General features: G+C 54.5%; 26 protein-coding genes and 1 riboswitch. Of the genes, 11 read left to right on the top strand and 15 right to left on the bottom strand.

Annotation, left to right across the window (positions count from 1 at the left end; genetic code table 11):
* Position 1: 1 nt before the first annotated feature.
* The 15 genes from cbiM to pduF all read right to left on the bottom strand — a co-directional run bounded on the left by cbiM (position 2) and on the right by pduF (position 13338).
* Positions 2-739: a cobalt ECF transporter S component CbiM gene (gene cbiM / locus JM656_RS08505; protein WP_203360788.1), complete on the bottom strand. Its 738-nt coding sequence runs from the start codon at positions 737-739 to the stop codon at positions 2-4.
* Positions 736-1449, bottom strand: coding sequence for a cobalt-factor II C(20)-methyltransferase (locus JM656_RS08500; RefSeq protein WP_203360787.1), 714 nt, complete (start codon positions 1447-1449; stop codon positions 736-738). The genes cbiM and JM656_RS08500 overlap by 4 nt, the downstream gene beginning before the upstream one ends.
* Complete coding sequence (locus tag JM656_RS08495) at positions 1446-2240, bottom strand: sirohydrochlorin cobaltochelatase (RefSeq protein WP_203360786.1); 795 nt, start codon at positions 2238-2240, stop codon at positions 1446-1448. The genes JM656_RS08500 and JM656_RS08495 overlap by 4 nt, the downstream gene beginning before the upstream one ends.
* Positions 2241-2250: 10 nt before the next feature.
* Entirely contained in the window at positions 2251-3036 is a 786-nt protein-coding gene (locus tag JM656_RS08490; RefSeq protein ID WP_203360785.1) for a cobalt-precorrin-6A reductase, read from the bottom strand.
* Positions 3033-3758 (bottom strand): precorrin-3B C(17)-methyltransferase, encoded by a 726-nt coding sequence (locus tag JM656_RS08485; protein WP_203360784.1) that lies wholly within the window; start codon positions 3756-3758, stop codon positions 3033-3035. The genes JM656_RS08490 and JM656_RS08485 overlap by 4 nt, the downstream gene beginning before the upstream one ends.
* Positions 3758-4813: a cobalt-precorrin 5A hydrolase gene (gene cbiG / locus JM656_RS08480; RefSeq protein ID WP_203360783.1), complete on the bottom strand. Its 1056-nt coding sequence runs from the start codon at positions 4811-4813 to the stop codon at positions 3758-3760. The genes JM656_RS08485 and cbiG overlap by 1 nt, the downstream gene beginning before the upstream one ends.
* Entirely contained in the window at positions 4794-5567 is a 774-nt protein-coding gene (locus JM656_RS08475) for a cobalt-precorrin-4 methyltransferase (RefSeq protein WP_203360782.1), read from the bottom strand. The genes cbiG and JM656_RS08475 overlap by 20 nt, the downstream gene beginning before the upstream one ends.
* Positions 5560-6129, bottom strand: a complete 570-nt coding sequence (locus JM656_RS08470) for a decarboxylating cobalt-precorrin-6B (C(15))-methyltransferase (RefSeq protein WP_203360781.1) — start codon at positions 6127-6129, stop codon at positions 5560-5562. Before JM656_RS08470 ends, JM656_RS08475 begins: the two co-directional genes overlap by 8 nt.
* Positions 6119-6724, bottom strand: coding sequence for a cobalt-precorrin-7 (C(5))-methyltransferase (locus JM656_RS08465; RefSeq protein ID WP_203360780.1), 606 nt, complete (start codon positions 6722-6724; stop codon positions 6119-6121). Before JM656_RS08465 ends, JM656_RS08470 begins: the two co-directional genes overlap by 11 nt.
* Positions 6718-7857 (bottom strand): cobalt-precorrin-5B (C(1))-methyltransferase CbiD, encoded by a 1140-nt coding sequence (cbiD, locus tag JM656_RS08460; RefSeq protein WP_203360779.1) that lies wholly within the window; start codon positions 7855-7857, stop codon positions 6718-6720. Before cbiD ends, JM656_RS08465 begins: the two co-directional genes overlap by 7 nt.
* A complete protein-coding gene (locus tag JM656_RS08455; RefSeq protein WP_203360778.1) occupies positions 7854-8486 on the bottom strand; it encodes a cobalt-precorrin-8 methylmutase in 633 nt (210 codons plus the stop codon). Before JM656_RS08455 ends, cbiD begins: the two co-directional genes overlap by 4 nt.
* Before the next feature lie 10 nt (positions 8487-8496).
* Positions 8497-9456 (bottom strand): adenosylcobinamide-phosphate synthase CbiB, encoded by a 960-nt coding sequence (gene cbiB, locus JM656_RS08450; protein ID WP_203360777.1) that lies wholly within the window; start codon positions 9454-9456, stop codon positions 8497-8499.
* The gene (locus JM656_RS08445) at positions 9453-10832 is read right to left on the bottom strand and encodes a cobyrinate a,c-diamide synthase (RefSeq protein ID WP_203360776.1); all 1380 of its coding nucleotides are present in this window, start codon (positions 10830-10832) and stop codon (positions 9453-9455) included. The genes cbiB and JM656_RS08445 overlap by 4 nt, the downstream gene beginning before the upstream one ends.
* 95 nt (positions 10833-10927) lie before the next feature.
* Positions 10928-11103, bottom strand: a riboswitch (cobalamin riboswitch).
* A 312-nt stretch (positions 11104-11415) separates the two neighbouring features.
* On the bottom strand, positions 11416-12327 hold the full coding sequence (pocR, locus tag JM656_RS08440) for a regulatory protein PocR (protein ID WP_203360775.1): 912 nt from the start codon (positions 12325-12327) through the stop codon (positions 11416-11418).
* A gap of 201 nt (positions 12328-12528) precedes the next feature.
* Entirely contained in the window at positions 12529-13338 is an 810-nt protein-coding gene (pduF, locus tag JM656_RS08435) for a propanediol diffusion facilitator PduF (protein WP_203360774.1), read from the bottom strand.
* A 516-nt stretch (positions 13339-13854) separates the two neighbouring features.
* On the opposite strand from pduF, the gene pduA reads away from it, so the two are divergent.
* The 11 genes from pduA to pduM are packed head-to-tail and all read left to right on the top strand — an operon-like array spanning position 13855 to position 21927.
* Positions 13855-14139, top strand: a complete 285-nt coding sequence (pduA, locus tag JM656_RS08430; RefSeq protein ID WP_001183618.1) for a propanediol utilization microcompartment protein PduA — start codon at positions 13855-13857, stop codon at positions 14137-14139.
* Positions 14136-14948 (top strand): propanediol utilization microcompartment protein PduB, encoded by an 813-nt coding sequence (pduB, locus tag JM656_RS08425; RefSeq protein WP_192612674.1) that lies wholly within the window; start codon positions 14136-14138, stop codon positions 14946-14948. Before pduA ends, pduB begins: the two co-directional genes overlap by 4 nt.
* Positions 14949-14966: 18 nt before the next feature.
* Positions 14967-16631 carry a propanediol dehydratase large subunit PduC gene (gene pduC, locus JM656_RS08420; protein WP_203360773.1) on the top strand — a complete coding sequence of 555 codons (1665 nt, stop codon included), beginning with the start codon at positions 14967-14969 and terminating at the stop codon, positions 16629-16631.
* Between the two features lie 10 nt (positions 16632-16641).
* Complete coding sequence (locus tag JM656_RS08415) at positions 16642-17304, top strand: propanediol/glycerol family dehydratase medium subunit (RefSeq protein ID WP_203360772.1); 663 nt, start codon at positions 16642-16644, stop codon at positions 17302-17304.
* Between the two features lie 14 nt (positions 17305-17318).
* Positions 17319-17837: a propanediol dehydratase small subunit PduE gene (gene pduE, locus JM656_RS08410; RefSeq protein ID WP_203360771.1), complete on the top strand. Its 519-nt coding sequence runs from the start codon at positions 17319-17321 to the stop codon at positions 17835-17837.
* Between the two features lie 13 nt (positions 17838-17850).
* Complete coding sequence (locus JM656_RS08405; RefSeq protein WP_203360770.1) at positions 17851-19683, top strand: diol dehydratase reactivase subunit alpha; 1833 nt, start codon at positions 17851-17853, stop codon at positions 19681-19683.
* On the top strand, positions 19673-20023 hold the full coding sequence (locus tag JM656_RS08400; protein ID WP_203360769.1) for a glycerol dehydratase reactivase beta/small subunit family protein: 351 nt from the start codon (positions 19673-19675) through the stop codon (positions 20021-20023). The genes JM656_RS08405 and JM656_RS08400 overlap by 11 nt, the downstream gene beginning before the upstream one ends.
* A 19-nt stretch (positions 20024-20042) precedes the next feature.
* Positions 20043-20318 (top strand): propanediol utilization microcompartment protein PduJ, encoded by a 276-nt coding sequence (pduJ, locus tag JM656_RS08395; RefSeq protein ID WP_162379893.1) that lies wholly within the window; start codon positions 20043-20045, stop codon positions 20316-20318.
* A 24-nt stretch (positions 20319-20342) separates the two neighbouring features.
* The gene (locus JM656_RS08390) at positions 20343-20807 is read left to right on the top strand and encodes a BMC domain-containing protein (protein WP_203360768.1); all 465 of its coding nucleotides are present in this window, start codon (positions 20343-20345) and stop codon (positions 20805-20807) included.
* Positions 20807-21439, top strand: coding sequence for a phosphate propanoyltransferase (locus JM656_RS08385; RefSeq protein ID WP_203360767.1), 633 nt, complete (start codon positions 20807-20809; stop codon positions 21437-21439). The genes JM656_RS08390 and JM656_RS08385 overlap by 1 nt, the downstream gene beginning before the upstream one ends.
* A complete protein-coding gene (gene pduM, locus JM656_RS08380) occupies positions 21436-21927 on the top strand; it encodes a microcompartment protein PduM (protein ID WP_203360766.1) in 492 nt (163 codons plus the stop codon). The genes JM656_RS08385 and pduM overlap by 4 nt, the downstream gene beginning before the upstream one ends.
* The last annotated feature ends 3 nt before the right edge of the window (positions 21928-21930 follow it).

Here is a 21930-nt window from a genome sequence, read left to right as displayed (position 1 = left end):
CCTAATGTCCTTGTGCGGTAATCAACCGCCGCTTGGTCAACTGGTCGTAGATCATGACGGTTAACAACCCTTCCGCGATCGCAATCGGAATCTGTGTTAGACAGAAAATGCCCATAAATTTGACGATGGATCCTGGCGCGCCCGCCTGCGGGTCCGGGAAGGCGACCCCAAGCTGCACAGAGGTGACGAAATAGGTCACCAGATCCGCCAGCATCGCGCACAAGAAGACCCCAACATCGCGGCGTAACCCTGCGCGACAGGCCATTTGCCACACCAGATATCCCACAACCGGCCCAATCACCGCCATCGACATGCCATTCGCACCCAACGTGGTCAACCCGCCATGCGCCAGCAACAATGCCTGGAAGAGCAGAACGATCGCGCCAAGCACCGCCACCACGCCGGGCCCGAACAGAATGACCGCCAGCCCCACGCCGGTCGGATGTGAACAGCTCCCGGTCACGGAGGGAATTTTCAGCGCCGAGAGTACGAAAATGAATGCCCCGCACAGCGCCAGCAGCACTTTTTGATGGTTATCTTCCTGGACAATCTGCCGCAGGCGAACCAGTCCGTACCACAGGCAAGGCAAAAACAGCAGCCACCATGCCAACGCCCACATCGGCGGCAGAAAACCCTCCATGATGTGCATCGCGAACGCCTGCTCGGGAACCACCATCAGCAATAGCGCCGCACCCAGCCCACTGAATGACAGTTGTTTCAGCTGTTTTTCGAGTATCATTCCTCATACTCCCACCGTTTATTGACCAGAATGGTCGAGAAGTAAGGCAGAGACTGCTCATCACTCACCTCATCCAGATGGCGCCAGCATTGCTCGCCAGGCAGGGTGGCTTCGGCCATCATCAGGGCGCAGTCCAGTAAGCCTTCCTGTTGCAGCAACGCTTTAATACGCGTGAATCTGCCGTACACCTTCATGAGCACCAGGCTTTCGTGCTGCTTTAGCGCCTGCTGAATTTCAGCTTCTGGTGCCGTACAGGAGATCACGGCCAGCGATTGCTGTTCCATTGCCAGCGGCGTTTTTGAGCGGGCAGCAATGGCGGCAAACGAGGTGACGCCAGGGACAATTTCCAGCCACTCCGGGTTGCCAATACGCTGCAGTAAAAAGACCCAGGTGCTGAACAACATGGCATCGCCCAGCGTGATAAAACCAACCTGTTTTCCGGCCTTAACTTCTTTGACCAGCGCGGCGGCGACCTCGTCCCAGACCGCCTCTTTTTCGGCGCTGTCGGCACTCATCGGGAAATGGCAGCAGCGCACCTCTGTCTGTTCGCCGATATATTCACGCACAATGGAGAGCGCCAGGCTGTCACCGCCTTTACGCCCGGCCGGGGCATATAAAATATCCAGTGAACCGAGGATCCGCGCCCCACGAACCGTGATCAGATCGGACGCACCAGGACCCGTGCTCAACGCATACAGTTTGCCGCTCATGCTGCTTCCTCCACTGCCATTTCCAGCGCGTGTTGCAGGTGCGCGACAAACATCGCGCGCACCGCCGGGTTTTCCCCCAGCCCGCTTAACCACGGCGTTGCCGGAATACCTGCGGCATTGAAGCGTGTTTTCCATGAGTCCTCTTCATCAGAGGCCATGTCGTTGATGGCGTGATCGCCCGCGACCAGCATCAACGGCATAAGATGCACACCGCTAACGCCTTCCTTGCTCAGACTCTCAATGAGAATCTCGACTTCCGGGTAACTCTCTACCGCCCCCACGCGAGCCGGAAAACCCTGCGCCGTCATCATATGGTCAAGGCAGGCATAGGCGGCGAACGCATGATGGCTGGCACCGTGTCCCATAAACACCACCTTTTCCGTTGTCTCAAGCGTGGGCATCTGTTGCTGCAAAGCCAGCATCAGTTGCGCGTAATCACGATGACTGCTCAATAACGGCGCGCCCAGCGTCAGGCGGGAAAACAGCGGGCGCATACTTTGCACTTCGCGCACGATTTTTTCGTATTCATCACCGTTAATGATGTGCAGAGACTGAATGGCAACGTCCTGATATCCCAGCGCGGCGAGTTTTTGCAATGCCTGCAACGGCGTGTCGATATCAATACCATCGCGCTGTTTAAGTTTGCGGATGATCATCCCGGAGGTGAAGGCGCGAAACAGATCTCTGTCAGGGCAACTGGCCGCCAAATCGCGCTCGCAGGCCACAATATTTTTCTCACAGGTGTCGTGATAGCTGGTGCCAAAACTGACGACCAGAAGTGCTTTTTTCATGTGTGACTCCTTAATCAGCGGCCAGCCAGCGTGCTAAACGCTGCGCAAATGCGGCCTGACTTTCCAGTAATTCGTCTCCCGTCACCAGCGGCGCCGGGCGGGTGATCACGATGCAGGGGATCCCTGCATCCAGACAGGGTTGAACTTTTTCCTGATAACCGCCTTCTGCGCCAGAGGCTTTTGTCACCACCACGTCGGCCTGACACTGGCGATAAAACGCTGCGTTAAATTCAGCGCTAAAGGGGCCGCAGAGGGCGAAGATCTCCCCTACGCCAAATCCCAGTTCTGCGCATTGCGCAATCACATCAGGAACGGGTAAGACACGGGCCAGCAATGTTTTTTCCGGCAGCCCTGCACGCCATTGCGCCAGGTCTTTACTGCCGGTGGTCAGCAGCACACGATCGCCAAACTTCTGCACCACATCACAGGCTTGTGCAATGCTCTGAACGGTATAAAGCAACGGGTGCGTCAGGTCGCTGAGTTGCTCCGGGCGCTGGTAGCGACTCAGCAACACGCCCGCCGCTTCGCAGGCGCGCATAATGTTACGGCTCACCACTTCGGCATACGGATGTGACGCATCGATCACCCAGCGGGTGCGGTTGTCCCGCAGCCAGGCGATCATCGGCTCCAGCTCCAGACGACCGCATCGCACCTGCCCTTTAATCTCCCCCGCCAGTTGCTGGCCAGTGGGGGTCGCCACTGACAGGGTGTAAGGGACGTTCGCCGCGTCCAGTTGCTGACACAGCGCCCGCGCATCGCTGGTTCCGCCCATCACCAGCACCTCGCCGTATCTCACAGCACGTAGCCTCTTGGCGTGATCATCAGACCATCCTGGATGTAGGTGGCTTTGTTACCGACAATCACCAGGCTGGTCATATCCACGGGTTCAAAGTCCATTCCGCCAAGCGTGCTCAGCCATTTCTCCTGTTTCTTACGTCCTGCCGACTTCACGACGCCAACCGGGGTTTCTGCGCTCTTACTGGCCGACAGTAATTCGAACGCGCGCGCCAGATGCCCTTCACGACCGCGACTACGCGGGTTGTAGAAGCAAATCACAAAGTCGGCTTCGCCTGCGGCAATAATGCGTTTTTCAATGACCGGCCATGGCGTCAGCAGATCGCTTAAGCTGATGTGACAAAAATCGTGCATCAACGGCGCGCCCAACAGAGACGCGGCCGCAATGCTGGCGGTCATGCCGGGCACCAGACGGACCTCAACCTCCAGCTTCTGCTTACTGACCAGTTCCAGCACCAGACCCGCCATGCCATAAATGCCGGCGTCGCCGCTGCTGATCAGCGCCACGTTATGCCCGGCCTGCGCCAGTTCAATCGCCGCCTGACAGCGTTCGATCTCTTTACACATGCCGGTTTTAATCACCTGCTTGTCGCCCGTGAAAGCTTTCACAAGGTGGGTGTAGGTTTTGTAACCGACAATAATTTCCGCCGCCTGTAGTGCCTCGACCGCTTCCATCGTCATCATTGCCTGCGAGCCAGGGCCTATTCCAATTACGGTTAACATCAGTGTGAAACTCCCAAAGTAATAGTCACGCCCTGCTCACGCAGGGTCTCGCCTAACAGTTGTCCATGGCTCAGCAGCCAGGCTGCCGGACCTGATACGCTCCCGACGCCCACCGTTTGACGCACAAACGACGAAGCAGGAAAGCGATGTTCGTGCTCACGCAGCGCGTCAGCGGAAAAGGTTTCGAAAGGAACACGACAACAGGAGGCCAGTTGAATCAGCCCCTGCTCGTCTTTTTTGAGGTTGACGCTGCCGATCGCTTTTAATGCCAGCGGATCGAGCCGCTGTGCTTCAAGCTGACGCGCCAACAGAGCGGCTAATAGCGGAAATGGCGTGTCCCGACGACAGCCAATCCCGGCGACAACCCGCTGGGGCACCAGTTTCCAGTGCTGTACTGGCAGAGCAGGTAAATCGGTGCGTAGCGTGATGCAAATCAGCGCATCCAGCTCCGGCAGTTGCTGCAGGTCGGTCACGATAATAAAGCCGCGTTTGTCACAGTGGCTGACCTCTTCGGCTAACGCGTCATCCCACCACAGCCCCACCCGCCGCTGGCTGACCAGCATTTGATTAACAATTTTCACGGCCGTGCGAAAATCATTCATTCGGGCGTTAAGCTGGAACGCCAGCGTATCCAGCGCAGCCATATCGTTAACATCGGTCGCGGTGGTAATCACCGGATCGGCGCCCAGCATGCCCGCGAGGTAACGGGTGAGCGCATTGGCGCCACCGGCATGACCGGAGAGCAGGCTGATCACATGCTGCCCGCGCTCATCGATGACGACGACCGCCGGGTCGCTGAATTTGTCATTCACCAGCGGTGCGAGCACGCGTACTGCAATACCGGTCGCGCCAATAAAAATCAGCGCCGAATATTGAGCAAACGCGTCCCGTGCCGTACTGGCAAATCCGTCAGTAAACGGCACAAACCCCTCTTCCAGCAATTTCTCACTGGTAAAGCAGGTCAGCGGCAGCATTGCCGCCAGCCGTTTCGCCAGCATGACTCCGCCAGGCGTCAAACAAAAAAGCGCAATAGACTCAGGCTTTACGGTATTCATGGCTAAAGTCCGCAGCATAAAGTCTGGAGTAGTGATATTCATCACCGAGGAAATTCCCCACCAGAATGAGCGCCGTTTTGCGGATCCCCGCGTCACGAACTTTGTCGCCAATGTCTGCCAGTGTGCCGCGTACGGTCTGACTTTCCGGCCAGGTCGCTTTGTAGATCACCGCCACAGGGGTTGTTGCCGGGTATCCACCTTCAATCAGACGCTCCGCGACCCGGTGAATACGCTGGACGGAAAGATAAATAGCCATTGACGTCTGGTGGCTGGCAAACGCTTCCAGTTGTTCACGTTCTGGTACCGGAGTCCGTCCTTCCAGACGGGTAATAATGAGGCTCTGCGACACTTCCGGGACGGTATATTCCACGCCAAGCTCGGCGGCCGCGCCGAGGAAAGCACTGACGCCAGGCACCACCTGCCAGTCAATCCCACGACGGGTCAACTCTTCGCCCTGCTCGCGCACTGAGCCGTACAGTGATACATCGCCGGTTTGCAGACGCACCACCGTTTTTCCCGCCTTCACTCCGGCTTCCATCAGGTCGAGGATCTGTTCCAGGTGCAGTTCCGCGCTGTCGTGGCACTGGGCATCTGGCGGGCAGTAATCCAGTAATTCGGTATTGATCAACGAGCCTGCATAGATAACCACCTGCGCCTGTTGCAGCAAACGGTAGCCTTTGAGGGTGATCAGCTCACGGTCGCCAGGACCTGCGCCGACAAACCACACACTACGGGGATCAAATGTCTCAGACATGGTGTTCTTCCTTCTGACAGGCGATAACAAAAACAGGATTATTCGGTTTGAAATAGTGACCACTGCCGAGGGCAGTCAGTGACGAAACGTGTAGCTGTAGGCAATCCACGTCCTGCACGCCAATGTGCTCCAGATGCGCCAGCGCGGTATTGAGGTTTTCTTGCAGGATGAAGGTCATGACCAGGCGGCCGCCGCAGTGAAGCTGACGCATTGCCCAGTCAATCAGTTCGGTAAGGTGACCACCGCTGCCACCCATAAACACCGCATCGGCTTTCTCGGTCAGCATCATTGGCGCTTCACCCGGCAGGATATCAATGTTGCTGCAGGCGAAATGCTGGCGGTTTTCATCCAGCAGTCGCAGCGCTGCGGGATTGCGCTCAATGGCGGTGACATGCAGAGAAGGATGCTGCAGCGCCGCCTCAATCGAGACGCTTCCGGTTCCAGCGCCGACATCTATGAGATGGCTTGCGCGGTGCAATTCAAGTTTCGAGAGGGCGAGTGCGCGAACCACTTCTTTGGTCATCGGCACTTTCTCTCCACGTAGGAACAGCTCATCTTTCATCAAGGATCACCACTGCATTCATCTCATAGTCGCTGTTGACCTCACTGACGGGCAGCCAGTGGATCCGTTCGTTTTCCATCGCCAGGTTTTCACCGATCACCATCCAGCGATGTCCCTTACCGCGTTTCATTAACTGAGCCGCTATTTCGCGTGGGCCGCAGAGCGTGTCTGTCACCATCGCGACCTTGTTGTGCCGCGCCAGTTCGTCAAAACAGACGCTGCGCCCGTGGCTGCTGGTGAGCCACATATCATTCATGTCAACGCCTGACTGCGCACAGAGATACTGCACCGCGCTGATACCCGGAATAATCCGCACCCGCTCAAGACCAAAATGCGCCACCATCCGCGTGCCGATGCCGTAAAAAAGCGGATCGCCAGAGGCCAGTATCACCACGCGTTTATCATTCTGGCGGGCAACCCAGTCCAGCAGTTCCGCAATGTTGGCGCCGAGCACAAACTGTTCGCCGCTGAAATCAGGGAACTGTGATAAATGGCGTTTCCCGCCCACCAGGACGTCGGCTTGCGCCACCGCTTCCCGGGCGGCTGGCGTCATCAGATGTAGCCCTGCCGGCCCCATTCCCACCACCGTTAACATTGCATCTCCTTCGCAATCTCTTCGACCGGGCGGTTACTGCCGAGAACCTGATTCTCGAAAGAGAACATGATGGCGTCACAGCACGGCGGGTTTTTCGTAAAGCGCAGCATCTGCATGACGCGCAGACAAATTCGCTCGGCCAGATGCGGGTAAATACGCTGAAACCCGTAGGCGTCGATATGTTCCATCGCCGCTTCGGTGGTATCGCAGTCGCTGACGAGCGTCAGCAGTTCACGCGGAGCGCCAAGGAGCGCCAGATGCGCCACTAACGTTTCCATGCGGGCATCGGCGATATGACTGTGCGTATGGAAGATCCCAGCCGCGATTTTAATGAGCTTACCGGGGTGTCCCACCAGCACGATGTGGCGATACCCCAGTCGCACCGCCTCTTCAATCATGTATCCGACGAAATTGCTCATGGTGACGACGACCTGGGTGTCGATGCCCATCTGCTCGCGGACAAAACGTTCACCATGATTGCCAGGCACCAGCACAACCCTGTCCAGACCCGCTGCGCGTTTGATCTCCAGCTCCAGCGACAAGGAGCGCTTCCAGCTCTCTTCCGACATTGGCGTCACAATTCCTGTCGTGCCAATGATCGAAATCCCTCCCAGAATGCCGAGGCGTGAGTTGTAGGTTTTTTGCGCTCGCTCTTCACCTTCCGGGGCGAAGATTTCGATTTCTGCGCCACGCGCCGGACCAATGGCTTCACGTACTGCGGATTCAATGGTGTGCCGGGGCGTGCGGTTGATCGCCGCGCTACCGACAGGCAAACCGATACCTTTACGGGTGACCGTGCCTACGCCCTCTCCGCCCAGCAAGACGATCTCACCGGTTTCATTCAGCGTCACACGGGCAAAAATCAACATGCCGTGGGTGGCGTCCACATCATCTCCGCCATCCTTACGAATCGCGGCAATGGCCTGCTGCCCTTCAATGTGGGGAGACTCAACGTTCAGACACAGCGTCACCCCGGAAGGGGTAACGATAGAAACCTGATGAATCAAATGCTGGCGCAATACCATGAGTGCAGCGACTTTTGCTGCCGCCGTTGCACAGGATCCCGTGGTATACCCCTTGCGAAGCGCTTTGCCGTTGTGCCATACAGGGGCATCAAAGGATGCGTCGCTCATCGCGCCCCCTGCAGGTGGTACAACATGGCGTTCACGATGGCCGCAGCCACGTTGCTTCCGCCTTTGCGCCCCAATGCGGCGATAGCGGGCAGGTTGCTTTGCGTCAGCGCGTCTTTCGACTCTTCGGCACCCACGAATCCCACCGGTACACCGACCACGCCGCTGACGGCAACATCATGTTCAAGCAACCGGAACAATGCTGTTGGCGCATTGCCGAATACAAACACCTTCTCGCACTCTTCGGTAACCGCAATATCAACGGCAGCCATTGAGCGGGTGATCCCCTGCGCTTTTGCTGCACTCACCACGCGCGGGTCGCTGATGTAGCAGCGGCATTCACCGCCAAATTTGGCCAGCAGCGTTTTATTGATCCCGGAAAGCGCCATCGTGGTGTCGGTGTAGATAACGCACTGGCGCTGGAGTGCCGCACACAGATGCTCCAGCGCATCGCTGGAAAACCACAAGATGTCCAGCCAGTCAAAATCAGCCGTCGTGTGGATAACCCGTTTGATGATCGCTTCATGCAACGGGCTGGCAAATTGATAATCCGGGCGGGTTTCACGAATAATCTCACCAATGATGTCGAAACTTTTGGTTTCAATCGCCTGGGGTTGCTGGATGTATTGCATGTATTTCTCCTCAGGCCGCGCCAACTACCAGCCAGTGCGCCACCATAAACAGCGCAAGGGCCAGGGTCGAAGCTACCCACATCAATCGAATCGTTTGGGAAATGTCGTCTACATAAATGTCGCGCTGCGCGTCACCTATCCAGGGTTTCTCAACGCGCTGACCAAAGTAGTTATTCGGACCGCCCAGGCGAACGCCCAACGCCCCAGCCACGCAAGCCTCAGACCAGGCGCAGTTTGGGCTGCTGTGGTTGTAACGGTCGCGCCAGCCGATCTGCAGTGCGCGGGCGCCGTCCTGACGGCACAGCATTGCGGCAAGGCTGAGCAATAGCCAGCTCAGACGGGCAGGAAGGTAATTCGCCACATCATCTAGGCGGGCGCTGACCATACCGATAGCCCGGTATTTTTCATGCTTATAGCCCACCATAGAATCAAGGGTGTTGACCGCTTTGTAGGCCATGGCTAAAGGCGCGCCGCCAATCAACAGGAAAAACAGCGGCGCAATAATGCCGTCAACGGTGTTTTCCGCCACGGTCTCTACCACCGCGCGATTGATTTGATCCGGCTGTAACTGCGACGTGTCCCGGCCCACAATCCAGGCGAGCTTTTCCCGGCTTTCGGCAAGATTGCCAGCCCGCAGTGGACGTTCAACATCCATCGCGGCCTTTGCCAGGCAACGTCCCGCCAGGACGGTAAAGATCATCCAGACTTCAACCAACCAGCCAAACCAGGGGTGAATCATCGTCGCCAGCGTCAGTACGCCCCAGGAAACACCCCAGGTCACGCCGACCACCAGCACCCACATCACCGCGCCGCCAATCCGCAGCGCGCGCTCGCTATGGCAATAGCGTCTGACAAGGCGCTGAACCGAGGAGATTAAATTGCCTATCCAGCGCACCGGATGCGGCCAGTTTTGCGGGTCACCAATAATAAAATCGAGAAGCCAGGCTACGCCCCACGCCAGTAATGTCATAGCGACTCCCTGCCCGCAGCCAGCCAGTGGTTCAACATTTCCGGACGCTGTGCGAAATGGACGTGAAGGTAACTGGCAAAGGTATTTCCCACCAGCCAGCCGCCTGACCATTCCTGCAAGGTTTTACCGTCACGGACTTTACGACATGCCATCACGGCCGGTATTTCCGGGGTAAAATCCGAGTAGTGAAATTCATGCCCACGAAGCACATCGCCAGGCGCTGCCAGTAGTGTTTGCTGCCGGGCCTGCGCCTCGCAGTAGCCGAAGCGGGTAAGCCGTTTTCCCATCCGGCTATGGCCTGGAATAATATCGGCCATCTGATATACCGCCCCGGTTGCATCCTCCAGCGAGGTTCCCAGGTACATCAAACCACCGCACTCCGCATAGATAGCCACACCGCGCTGATGCGCTGCCCGCAATTGCGACAGCATTTCTCTGTTTTCGGCAAGCGCCGGCGCATGCAGTTCAGGATACCCACCGCCAAGCCAAATCATCTGACAGTCAGGAAGTTTGCGGTCATGAAGAGGACTAAAACGCGTGATACGGACGCCAGTACGCTCCAGCAGAGTGATGTTGTCCGGGTAATAAAAATTGAAGGCTTCATCATCCGCGAGCGCCAGCGTAAGCCCTTCGCCAGCGAAAGCGGAGGGTAATGTCGGCCATTCTCCTTCAGGCAGCGACGTGAGATGACTCAGCGAAAGCACCTGGTCGATATCCAGTGTCTGCTCGAGGGTACTGGCAAATTCCTGCCACGGTTGCTGATTGATAAGCGACTCTCGGGCGGTGACCAGTCCAAGATGGCGTTCAGGCAATGAAACGCCCTCAGCACGAGGGACATAGCCCAGAACGGGCACTGTGCAATAACGCTCAATTGCCGTTTTGAGGAGTTGGTAATGTGCTTCGCTATTAACGCGATTGACGATAACGCCCGCAATGTTGAGGTCAGGATCAAAGTGCTGGAATCCCATCACCATCGCGGCAATCGAGGTTGATACCGCTTTGCCATCCACCAGCAGAATAACCGGGCAACCCAGTTGCTTCGCCATTGCCGCCGTACTGCAATAATTGGGGTCGGTGCCGTAGCCGTCGTACAGCCCCATAACCCCTTCGATGACGGCAATGTCAGCCTGCTGCATATGTTCGCAAAACAAGGCATTAAGAACGGGCTCAGGGAGCATGAAACTGTCGAGATTGCGGGAGACCGTGCCACAGACCGCCGTATGCCAGCCCGTGTCGAGATAGTCAGGTCCCACTTTGCAGGGTTGTACACGCAGACCGCGACGTTTTAACAGACTCAGCAAACCCAGCGTTACCGTGGTTTTGCCACAGCCGCTTCCGGTACCTGCAAGAATAAATGCGTGAGAACGTGCCGCCATACCCTGATCCTGTTCAGGGTGGTAGGGGTGTAGAGATGCGCTTGTAACCCGTCTTCAGACGATACGCTTCCGATCAACCCACTTCCCACCGAAGTTGTTGGTAATGGCCGACAGGCAGGTCTTCTGGCTCAGCGTCATCCTCACCCGTCCTTCCCAATCTTACGATCAGTGGCGTTTACGGGGTCGTCAGCATCACAGCAGCGGGGGCTGCGGGGGATTCTCACCCCCTTCCCTGCCACAAATGTGGCAAACCTGTCGACTTACGTTATGGGCATTTTTCGTAACCCATAACGGTAATTAAACTCTAATTACATCTCACTCTTTCTTACGCCAATTTCCTGGCGTTTACATGCATATTTCACTCGTATATGTATTGAATGAGTGCAGCGGGGAAATAATAATAAAAACCACACTTCCCGAAACTGCACCCCATCACAAAAATAAAAACAGACGCAGTTTATCCCTCAAATAAGACTATTTTGTTGCGCTACGACAACTTATCGCCTTGAGGTGATTGTTTTCATTTTATAAAAACAGACATGCCACAGGATATCAAAAATCGGCAATTGCCAGATATTGATATTTACGCAGATTCAATAGCGGAATTTTCATTAATTTGCTGGCGAAACGTCTGCGGTGTCACCTGATACGTCTGGCGAAAAACTTTGCAGAAATAACTGGTTTGAGAAAAGCCTAAATTACGCGCAATGCTGGCAATGCTCCAGTCACTGTGGCACAGCAGTTCCCTGGCGCTGGCCATTCTTTGCTGGTTTACCCAGGCGTTAAAACCGATGCCCTGATATTTTTTAAATAATTTGCTGAAGTAGTACGGGCTAAGATAAACATGTGAAGCGACATCCTCAAGACGCAGATCGTCCGACAAATGTGCATCAATGTAGCGCAGCGCTTTCTTTATTTTACTGTCATGCGGATTAGGGCTACGGTTCGCCCGGGCCGGTTCAGCTTGCTGTGGGTTATCTTTGATAACAACAAAATTAAGTTGTTTTTTAAGGCAATTTTCAACAATGAGCTTCAACAGATCTGCTGACGCCATCACCCTTGAATAGTCCATCTCAGGTACGTTATGAAATTCATTCAGCAGTTCGGGATCGGCTTGCCAACGGTCATCCACACTAAGAATATCCACCAGGCCGACATCGTTGCGTAATCGTACTTGCCCACAAAGGACAAAACCAACCAGATGACCTGCAATTACCAACGGAATAGAAAAATCGGTTAAACCCGCATGGCAGCGATAAATGCAAGGTTGGTCTGATTTTGATGCTTCCAGACCGCCGCAGCGATCGCTCATACGACAACGCGTACTGTGTTGAGGATGTTGGCGCATCAACTGACAAAATGGCGTGAAATTAAACAACTCAGAAATCTCATCACCATGAATATTGACAACCACAACGGCCAGACTGGTGGCTTGTGCAAAATCCTGGGCGATTTTATTAATGAGTTCTGAGTTCAGAGCGCTCGCAGAAATCATGATAAAACCCCTCAGTTAATTTATTGTTATAAACAGCACATTTTATTTACATTCGCCTGATCATTTTCCTGGGATATTAATGAACAAAGCAAAATGCACAATAACAAAAGTCCCCCATCCCTGGGAGACGTTTTATTCAGTTCGTGAAACCAGATCACGAAATCATTTTACCTATTTCAGAAAAAACCCATAAAAACGGCGTTACCCCTGATTTTCTTCCAGCTTACAGGCATTACACGGTAAGTTTTTGCCAATAAAATAGCGATAGATTGCCGCCCCCCCGCAAGCCCCAACAATAGGTGCCACGATAGGTACAATAAAATATGGGATATCACGTCCGCCTGTCATCGCAATGTCTCCCCATCCTGCTATCCATGCGAACAGTTTCGGGCCAAAATCACGCGCAGGGTTCATCGCAAATCCGGTAAGAGGACCGGTAGAAGCACCGATAACCGCCACCAGTATCCCTATCAGCAAAGGGGCCAACGGTCCTTTAGGCACACCATTGCCATCGTCGGTCAGCGCCATGATCATCCCCATCAGAATGGACGTGATCACCACTTCCACCAGCGCCGCTTGCCATACACTCAAGGCCGCAGCCGGATAGGTACTGAAAATACTCGCCAGTTGCAAACTCTCGACGCTGCCACGCACCAGTTGATGAGCCGTTTCAAATTCGATAAACAGACTGCCATACAGCAGATATGCCAGCATCGCCCCGCCAAACGCGCCAGCAAGCTGGGCTATGGTGTAAGGCAAAACCTTACGGCCAGGGAAACAGGCAAACAACCATAATGCAATCGTCACTGCCGGGTTTAAATGCGCACCGGATATTCCGGCTGTCAGATAAACGGCAAGCGAGATCCCTAATCCCCAAATAATACAGATTTCCCATAATCCAAAACTTGCGCCAGCAACTTTGAGCGCGCTGAGGCAACCAATACCGAAAAACAAAAACAGCCCGGTGCCCAAAAATTCGGCAATGCATTGCGCTTTTAGTGAGTCGTTCATTGTGACACCTTCTAAGCAGAGTTTGTGTCTGTGTCAGCAAGCTACCCCCGCTGACGGCCCGACTTTCACTATAAAAACTGTTCTCTGCAAATTGTTGGCAACCTGAAGGCCGGCTGGCTCTGAAAAATCGTGCCGCAATAACAAATTATTGCTATCCGTTTACCCCGTAGAGCAGACGCCACGAGCGATTCGATAAATAAAACACGATCGTTGTATTAATAAAAAATGGCTAAATCCAACATTTAAAATTCCAACAAACATCACACATTCATTTACCCCTGGCAAATTAATTTTATTTTGTCATCTTGTAAAATGTAAAAATGAAATAACAAAAGCAAAATAATTACATTGGCATTTATTTTATTCTTCATTAAAAACAACAAGATAAAATTAGTTTAAGCAATTTAATACTATCAACTACCCACTATTTTTTCACGTTCAAAGATAAGTCAGCCATTCTTTTTCCTCGCTTCTTTTTATAGTCCTGATTATCGGGACAACCCAGGCGAGGTCTTTATGCAACAAGAAGCATTAGGAATGGTAGAAACCAAAGGCTTAACCGCTGCCATCGAAGCCGCTGATGCGATGGTGAAATCAGCCAATGTCATGCTGGTCGGTTACGAAAAAATTGGCTCTGGACTGGTGACAGTTATCGTTCGCGGTGACGTCGGCGCAGTCAAAGCGGCTACCGATGCAGGTGCGGCAGCTGCCCGCAACGTGGGAGAAGTGAAAGCCGTACACGTTATTCCACGCCCGCATACCGATGTAGAAAAAATCTTACCGAAGGGAATTAGCCAATGAGCAGCAATGAGCTGGTGGAACAGATCATGGCGCAGGTGATTGCCCGCGTGGCAACCCCCGCTCAACCGGTCACCCCTGATAAACCCTATCCAAAACGAGAGACGGCTATGGCAGAAAAGAGCTGCAGTTTAACGGAATTTGTCGGCACCGCGATTGGCGACACTGTTGGTCTGGTCATCGCGAACGTAGACAGCGCTTTACTGGAGGCGATGAAGCTTGAGAAGCGTTATCGCTCAATTGGCATTCTGGGCGCACGTACGGGCGCAGGTCCACACATCATGGCCGCTGATGAAGCCGTAAAAGCGACGAATACGGAAGTGGTCAGCATTGAGCTTCCTCGCGACACCAAAGGCGGTGCCGGGCATGGTTCGCTGATCATTTTGGGCGGCAACGATGTTTCAGACGTAAAACGCGGCATCGAAGTCGCACTCAAGGAACTTGACCGTACCTTTGGCGATGTTTACGCCAATGAAGCGGGCCATCTGGAACTGCAGTACACCGCGCGCGCCAGTTATGCCCTTGAAAAAGCGTTCGGCGCACCACTCGGCCGCGCCTGCGGTGTCATTGTTGGCGCTCCAGCGTCTGTTGGCGTGTTAATGGCTGATACCGCACTGAAATCTGCCAACGTTGAGGTCGTGGCCTACAGCTCTCCGGCACATGGAACCAGCTTCAGTAATGAAGCCATTCTGGTGATTTCCGGTGACTCCGGCGCTGTACGTCAGGCCGTTATCTCTGCGCGCGAAATTGGCAAAACCGTCCTGTCGACCCTCGGTTCTGAACCGAAAAACGATCGTCCGTCCTATATCTAATACCCATGAGGCTGATTCATGAGATCGAAAAGATTTGAAGCACTGGCGAAACGCCCTGTGAATCAGGACGGCTTCGTTAAGGAGTGGATCGAAGAAGGCTTCATTGCAATGGAAAGCCCGAACGATCCTAAACCCTCGATTAAAATCGTCAACGGCGCAGTGACCGAACTGGATGGCAAAGCCGCCAGCGAATTTGACCTGATTGACCATTTTATCGCCCGCTACGGGATCAATCTGGCGCGCGCCGAAGAAGTCATGAAGATGGATTCGGTCAAGCTCGCCAATATGCTCTGCGACCCTAATGTAAAACGCAGTGACATCGTACCGCTCACCACCGCGATGACACCGGCGAAAATCGTTGAAGTGGTGTCACACATGAACGTGGTTGAGATGATGATGGCGATGCAGAAAATGCGCGCTCGTCGTACGCCTTCTCAACAGGCGCACGTGACCAACATCAAAGATAACCCGGTACAGATCGCTGCCGATGCCGCCGAAGGCGCATGGCGCGGATTTGATGAACAAGAGACGACCGTTGCCGTGGCGCGTTATGCCCCGTTCAACGCTATCGCTCTGCTCGTTGGCTCCCAGGTCGGTCGTCCTGGCGTATTAACCCAGTGTTCGCTGGAAGAAGCCACCGAACTGAAACTCGGTATGCTAGGTCATACCTGCTACGCCGAAACCATCTCCGTTTACGGTACTGAACCTGTCTTTACCGACGGTGACGATACCCCCTGGTCAAAAGGCTTTCTGGCCTCGTCTTATGCCTCTCGCGGCCTGAAAATGCGCTTTACCTCCGGTTCTGGCTCTGAAGTGCAAATGGGTTACGCCGAAGGTAAGTCGATGTTGTACCTGGAAGCGCGTTGCATTTACATCACGAAAGCGGCTGGCGTACAGGGGTTACAAAACGGTTCGGTGAGCTGCATTGGCGTGCCTTCCGCGGTGCCATCAGGGATTCGCGCCGTGTTGGCGGAAAACCTGATCTGCTCGTCGCTGGATCTGGAATGCGCCTCCAGTAACGACCAGACTTTCACCCACTCCGACATGCGCCGTACTGCGCGCCTGCTGATGCAGTTCCTGCCCGGAACGGACTTTATCTCCTCCGGTTATTCGGCGGTGCCGAACTACGACAACATGTTTGCCGGTTCCAACGAAGATGCCGAGGATTTTGATGACTACAACGTTCTCCAGCGCGACCTGAAAGTGGACGGGGGTTTACGTCCGGTACGTGAAGAAGACGTCATCGCTATTCGTAATAAAGCCGCTCGCGCACTGCAGGCCGTCTTTACCGGTATGGGTCTTCCACCAATCACTGACGAAGAAGTCGAAGCCGCCACTTACGCCCACGGTTCGAAAGACATGCCGGAACGTAACATTGTTGAAGATCTCAAGTTCGCGCAGGAGATCATCAGTAAGAACCGTAACGGTCTGGAAGTGGTAAAAGCCCTCGCCCAGGGCGGTTTCACCGACGTTGCTCAGGACATGCTCAACATCCAGAAAGCCAAGCTGACCGGAGACTATCTGCATACCTCCGCCATTATCGTTGGTGATGGACAAGTGCTCTCAGCAGTGAATGACATTAACGATTATGCCGGTCCGGCAACAGGTTATCGCCTGCAAGGCGAACGCTGGGAAGAGATAAAAAATATCCCTGGCGCACTCGATCCCAACGAACTTGGCTAAGGGGTGAAAAATGGAAATTAATGAAAAGCTGTTGCGCCAGATAATTGAAGATGTGCTGTCCGAAATGCAGAGCAGTGACAAACCAGTGACCTTGCGTACACCCGCTGTTCAGGCGGCCCCTGCACAGGGTGAAAGCTTTCTGACTGAAATTGGCGAGGCCAAACAAGGTGCCCAGCAAGACGAAGTCATTATTGCTGTTGGCCCGGCATTTGGTCTGTCGCAAACCGTCAATATCGTGGGTCTGCCGCACAAGAGCATTCTGCGCGAAGTGATCGCGGGTATTGAAGAAGAAGGCATCAAGGCACGTGTTATTCGTTGCTTCAAATCATCCGATGTGGCGTTCGTCGCGGTAGAAGGGAATCGTCTGAGCGGTTCTGGCATCTCTATCGGCATCCAGTCTAAAGGGACGACGGTTATTCACCAACAAGGGTTACCTCCGCTTTCCAACCTGGAGCTTTTCCCTCAGGCTCCGTTACTTACGCTGGAAACGTACCGTCAAATTGGTAAAAACGCCGCGCGCTATGCCAAGAGAGAATCTCCGCAACCTGTTCCGACGCTGAATGATCAGATGGCGCGCCCGAAATATCAGGCGAAATCGGCCATTTTGCATATCAAAGAGACGAAGCATGTCGTGACGGGCAAAAACGCGCAAGAACTGCGCGTGGCGCTTTAACAAAGGATACCGCCATGAATACCGAAGCAATTGAATCGATGGTACGGGATGTGTTGAGCCGCATGAACAGCCTGCAAGGTGAAACTCCCGCCTCTGCTGCAGTGCATACGACCACGCATACCGCGAAGGTGACCGATTACCCACTGGCGAACAAGCATCCTGAGTGGGTGAAAACAGCAACCAACAAAACGTTGGATGACTTCACGCTTGAGAATGTCCTCAGCAATAAAGTGACCGCGCAGGACATGCGTATCACGCCGGAAACTCTGCGTCTTCAGGCTGCTATCGCCAAAGATGCTGGCCGTGACCGACTGGCGATGAACTTTGAACGCGCCGCGGAACTGACTGCCGTACCTGACGAACGGATCCTTGAAATCTACAACGCACTGCGTCCTTACCGTTCAACGAAAGAAGAGCTGATGGCCATTGCGGACGATCTCGAAAATCGTTATCAGGCAAAGATTTGCGCAGGTTTCGTTCGTGAAGCGGCCATGCTGTACATCGAGCGCAAAAAACTTAAAGGCGACGATTAAGCGGAGAGAATCCATGCGGTATATCGCTGGCATTGATATTGGTAACTCATCAACAGAAGTCGCTCTGGCGACGTTGAATGAGTCTGGCGTACTGACAATCACCGGCAGTGCGCTGGCGGAAACGACCGGAATCAAGGGCACATTACGTAATGTGTTCGGTATTCAGGAGGCGCTTACGCTGGCGGCAAAAAACGCCGGCATCAATGTCAGTGATATTTCGCTCATCCGCATCAACGAAGCCACGCCAGTGATTGGCGATGTGGCGATGGAAACCATCACGGAAACCATTATCACTGAGTCAACCATGATCGGCCACAACCCGAAAACGCCGGGCGGGGTCGGTCTTGGCGTCGGGATAACCATTACGCCGGAAGAGCTGTTGACTCGCCCGGCTGATGTCTCTTACATCCTGGTGGTATCAGCAGCGTTCGATTTCGCCGATGTTGCTACCATGATTAACGCCTCCGTGCGGGCGGGGTATCAATTGACCGGCGTCATTCTGCAACAGGATGACGGTGTACTGGTCAGTAATCGTCTTGAAAAACCCGTCCCTATTGTTGATGAAGTTCGGTATATCGACCGAATTCCTCTCGGGATGCTGGCCGCTATTGAGGTTGCCGTCCCCGGGAAGGTGATCGAAACACTGTCTAACCCTTACGGCATCGCTACGGTTTTTAATCTCAGTGCCGACGAGACCAAAAACATTGTCCCTATGGCGCGCGCGCTGATTGGCAACCGTTCCGCCGTGGTGGTGAAAACTCCCTCGGGTGATGTGAAAGCTCGCGCTATACCAGCCGGAAATATCGAACTGCTGTCGCAGGGACGCACGCGTCGAGTCGATGTTGCTGCTGGTGCCGACGCTATCATGAAAGCGGTCGGCGAATGCCCCAAACTGGATAATGTGACAGGTGAAGCCGGAACCAATATTGGCGGCATGCTGGAGCATGTTCGCCAGACAATGGCAGAACTCACCAACAAACCCAGCAACGAAGTTTTCATTCAGGACCTGTTAGCCGTCGACACGTCAGTACCTGTGAGTGTTACAGGTGGGTTAGCCGGGGAGTTTTCGCTGGAGCAGGCCGTCGGCATCGCCTCCATGGTGAAATCAGATCGCCTGCAAATGGCGATGATCGCCCGCGAAATTAAGCAAAAGCTCAACGTTGACGTTCAGGTCGGCGGCGCAGAAGCCGAAGCCGCGATTCTGGGTGCCTTAACCACGCCTGGCACCACACGGCCACTGGCGATCCTGGATCTGGGCGCGGGTTCAACTGACGCCTCAATCATCAACCCTAAAGGCGAAATTATCGCCACTCACCTCGCCGGTGCTGGCGATATGGTCACGATGATCATCGCTCGCGAACTGGGTCTGGAAGATCGTTATCTGGCCGAGGAGATCAAAAAGTACCCGTTAGCCAAGGTGGAAAGTTTGTTTCACCTGCGGCACGAGGACGGCAGCGTCCAGTTCTTCCCCACCCCGCTTCCGCCCTCGGTGTTCGCACGTGTCTGCGTGGTGAAACCCGATGAACTGGTTCCTCTTCCTGGCGACCTGGCTCTGGAGAAAGTGCGCGCCATTCGCCGCAGCGCGAAAGAGCGGGTCTTTGTCACTAACGCCTTGCGTGCGCTGCGTCAGGTAAGCCCAACCGGCAATATCCGCGACATCCCGTTTGTGGTGCTGGTTGGCGGTTCTTCTCTGGATTTTGAAGTCCCGCAACTGGTCACCGATGCGCTGGCGCACTATCGGCTGGTGGCCGGGCGAGGAAACATTCGCGGTAGCGAAGGGCCAAGAAACGCTGTCGCAACAGGATTGATCTTGTCCTGGCATAAGGAGTTTGCCTATGGACAGTAACCATATCGCACCGGCGATTGTTGTCGCGGCCATTGACGGCACACTCTCCGCCTGGAATGACGTCCTGTTGGGTATCGAAGAAGAAGGTATTCCCTTCGTTGTCCAGGAGCAGGTCTCAGACGATGTCGTTCACTGCGCCTGGCAAGCAGCGCGCCAGTCGCCGCTGCTCGTAGGCATCGCCTGCGACAGTGAAACCCTGGTTGTGCATTACAAGAATTTACCCGCATCAGCGCCGCTATTTACGCTGACCTATCACCAAGATAACCCTGCCCGTCGACGTATTGGCAACAACGCCGCGCGGCTGGTTAAGGGCCTTCCCTTCCGGGATGGTCACTCATAATCCACAGGAGAACCGCAGTATGAATAACGCACTGGGACTGGTTGAAACAAAAGGGCTGGTAGCCGCGATTGAAGCCGCTGATGCCATGGTGAAATCCGCCAACGTGCAGTTGGTTGGCTATGAAAAGATCGGCTCGGGTTTAGTGACCGTGATGGTTCGCGGTGATGTCGGTGCCGTAAAAGCGGCCGTAGACGCAGGAAGTGCTGCAGCAAGCGCGGTAGGCGAAGTCAAATCCTGCCACGTCATCCCACGCCCGCACAGCGACGTTGAGGCCATTTTACCTAAATCTGCCTAAGTCACTTCGAAAAAGGAGCACAGCGTGAAGCAATCACTGGGGTTACTTGAAGTTAGTGGTCTGGCATTAGCCATCAATTGCGCGGATGTCATGGCGAAAGCCGCTTCCATCACGCTGGTTGGCCTCGAAAAGACCAACGGTTCAGGCTGGACGGTTCTCAAAATTACCGGTGATGTGGCCTCTGTTCAGGCGGCCATCATCACTGGCGCCAGTTTTGCCGACCAGCAAGCAGGTCTGGTCGCGCATAAAGTCATCGCACGGCCTGGCGAGGGCATTCTTTCTTACCGCGTAGAGACGTCGCCTGAGCCCATTCCAGATGCTGCTCCCGAAGAGCCTCAGGAAGAGATCCTTGCAGAGCCGTTTTTACCCGAGAGCGCACTGGGAACTGAGCTTATCAGTTGCAATCTTTGCCTCGATCCACAATGCAAACGCCAGAAGGGAGAACCCCGCTCTCTCTGTCTGCATTCCGGTAAGCGAGGTGACGCGTAATGGATAAGCAACTGCTGGAGACGACCGTAAGCCAGGTCCTGGATGAGATGCGTGAGCGCCCTATTCCGCTGGGCGTTTCTAATCGTCATATCCATCTTTGCGCAGAAGACTATGCCCGTCTTTTTCCTGACCAACCGATCAGCGAGAAAAAAGCACTATTACAGCCCGGACAATACGCCGCCGAGCAAACCGTCACTTTGGTTGGCCCAAAAGGTCAGCTAAAAAATGTTCGCCTGCTTGGACCATTGCGTAGTACGAGTCAGGTTGAAATCTCCCGTACCGACGCCAGAACATTGGGCGTCGCAGCCCCCTTGCGTATGTCAGGCGCTCTTCAAGAAACGCCGGGGATCCGCCTTGTCAGCCCGTTTGCCGAACTGGATCTCACGTCGGGCGTGATTATCGCCCGCCGCCATATTCATATGTCACCGCTGGATGCACTGATCCTGCGTGTTTCGCACGGCGACAGCGTCTCTGTGGCCATTGAGGGTGATGAACGGCGGCTGGTTTTTGACAACGTTGCCGTTCGCGTTTCACCCGATATGCGTCTTGAGATGCACATCGACACAGACGAAGCCAATGCGGCTGGCGCAGATAGCCCGCACGCATTCGCCAAACTGGTAACGCCACGATGAACGGCGAACTGGTGCAGCGTACCGTCGAGGAGGTCGTTGCTCGTCTGCTGCGTCGTGCTGACAGTACGGTCACGCTCAGCGCCGCGCAACTACGGGAAATCGATGCCCGGACACTGTTTTGCCAGCATTCATCTTTGCATGTTCATCAGGTTGACCTGCCATTACTGGAGCAACTTGCGCAGAACGATTCGTCAAATACAACGGCGGTCATGATCCACGAGGCGCTGGCATTTGGACTCCGCGTACAGCTGTCAGTGCAGCGTCGTTTGTTACCGGCGTTACCGGTGAAAAAACTGGCACGCCTGCCTCTGGCATTCAGTGATGAGCTGGGGCAGACCGTCATCCTGCACCCGGTCAATCTTTTAAGTTATGCCGACGTGGCTCGCCTCCCCAGCGTATTGCTGGTGCTGCATCGTCAATGTGTCATTACCACACTGGCTCGAGAAGCCGCAGGCACACGCAATATTCATCTCATTAAACAGGAGTGAACC

This window comes from Citrobacter sp. R56 (genome assembly GCF_016811995.1).
Lineage (GTDB): Bacteria > Pseudomonadota > Gammaproteobacteria > Enterobacterales > Enterobacteriaceae > Citrobacter_D > Citrobacter_D enshiensis.
Note: the sequence above shows the minus strand (reverse complement) of the source record. Positions and strands in the feature narration are given on the sequence as shown.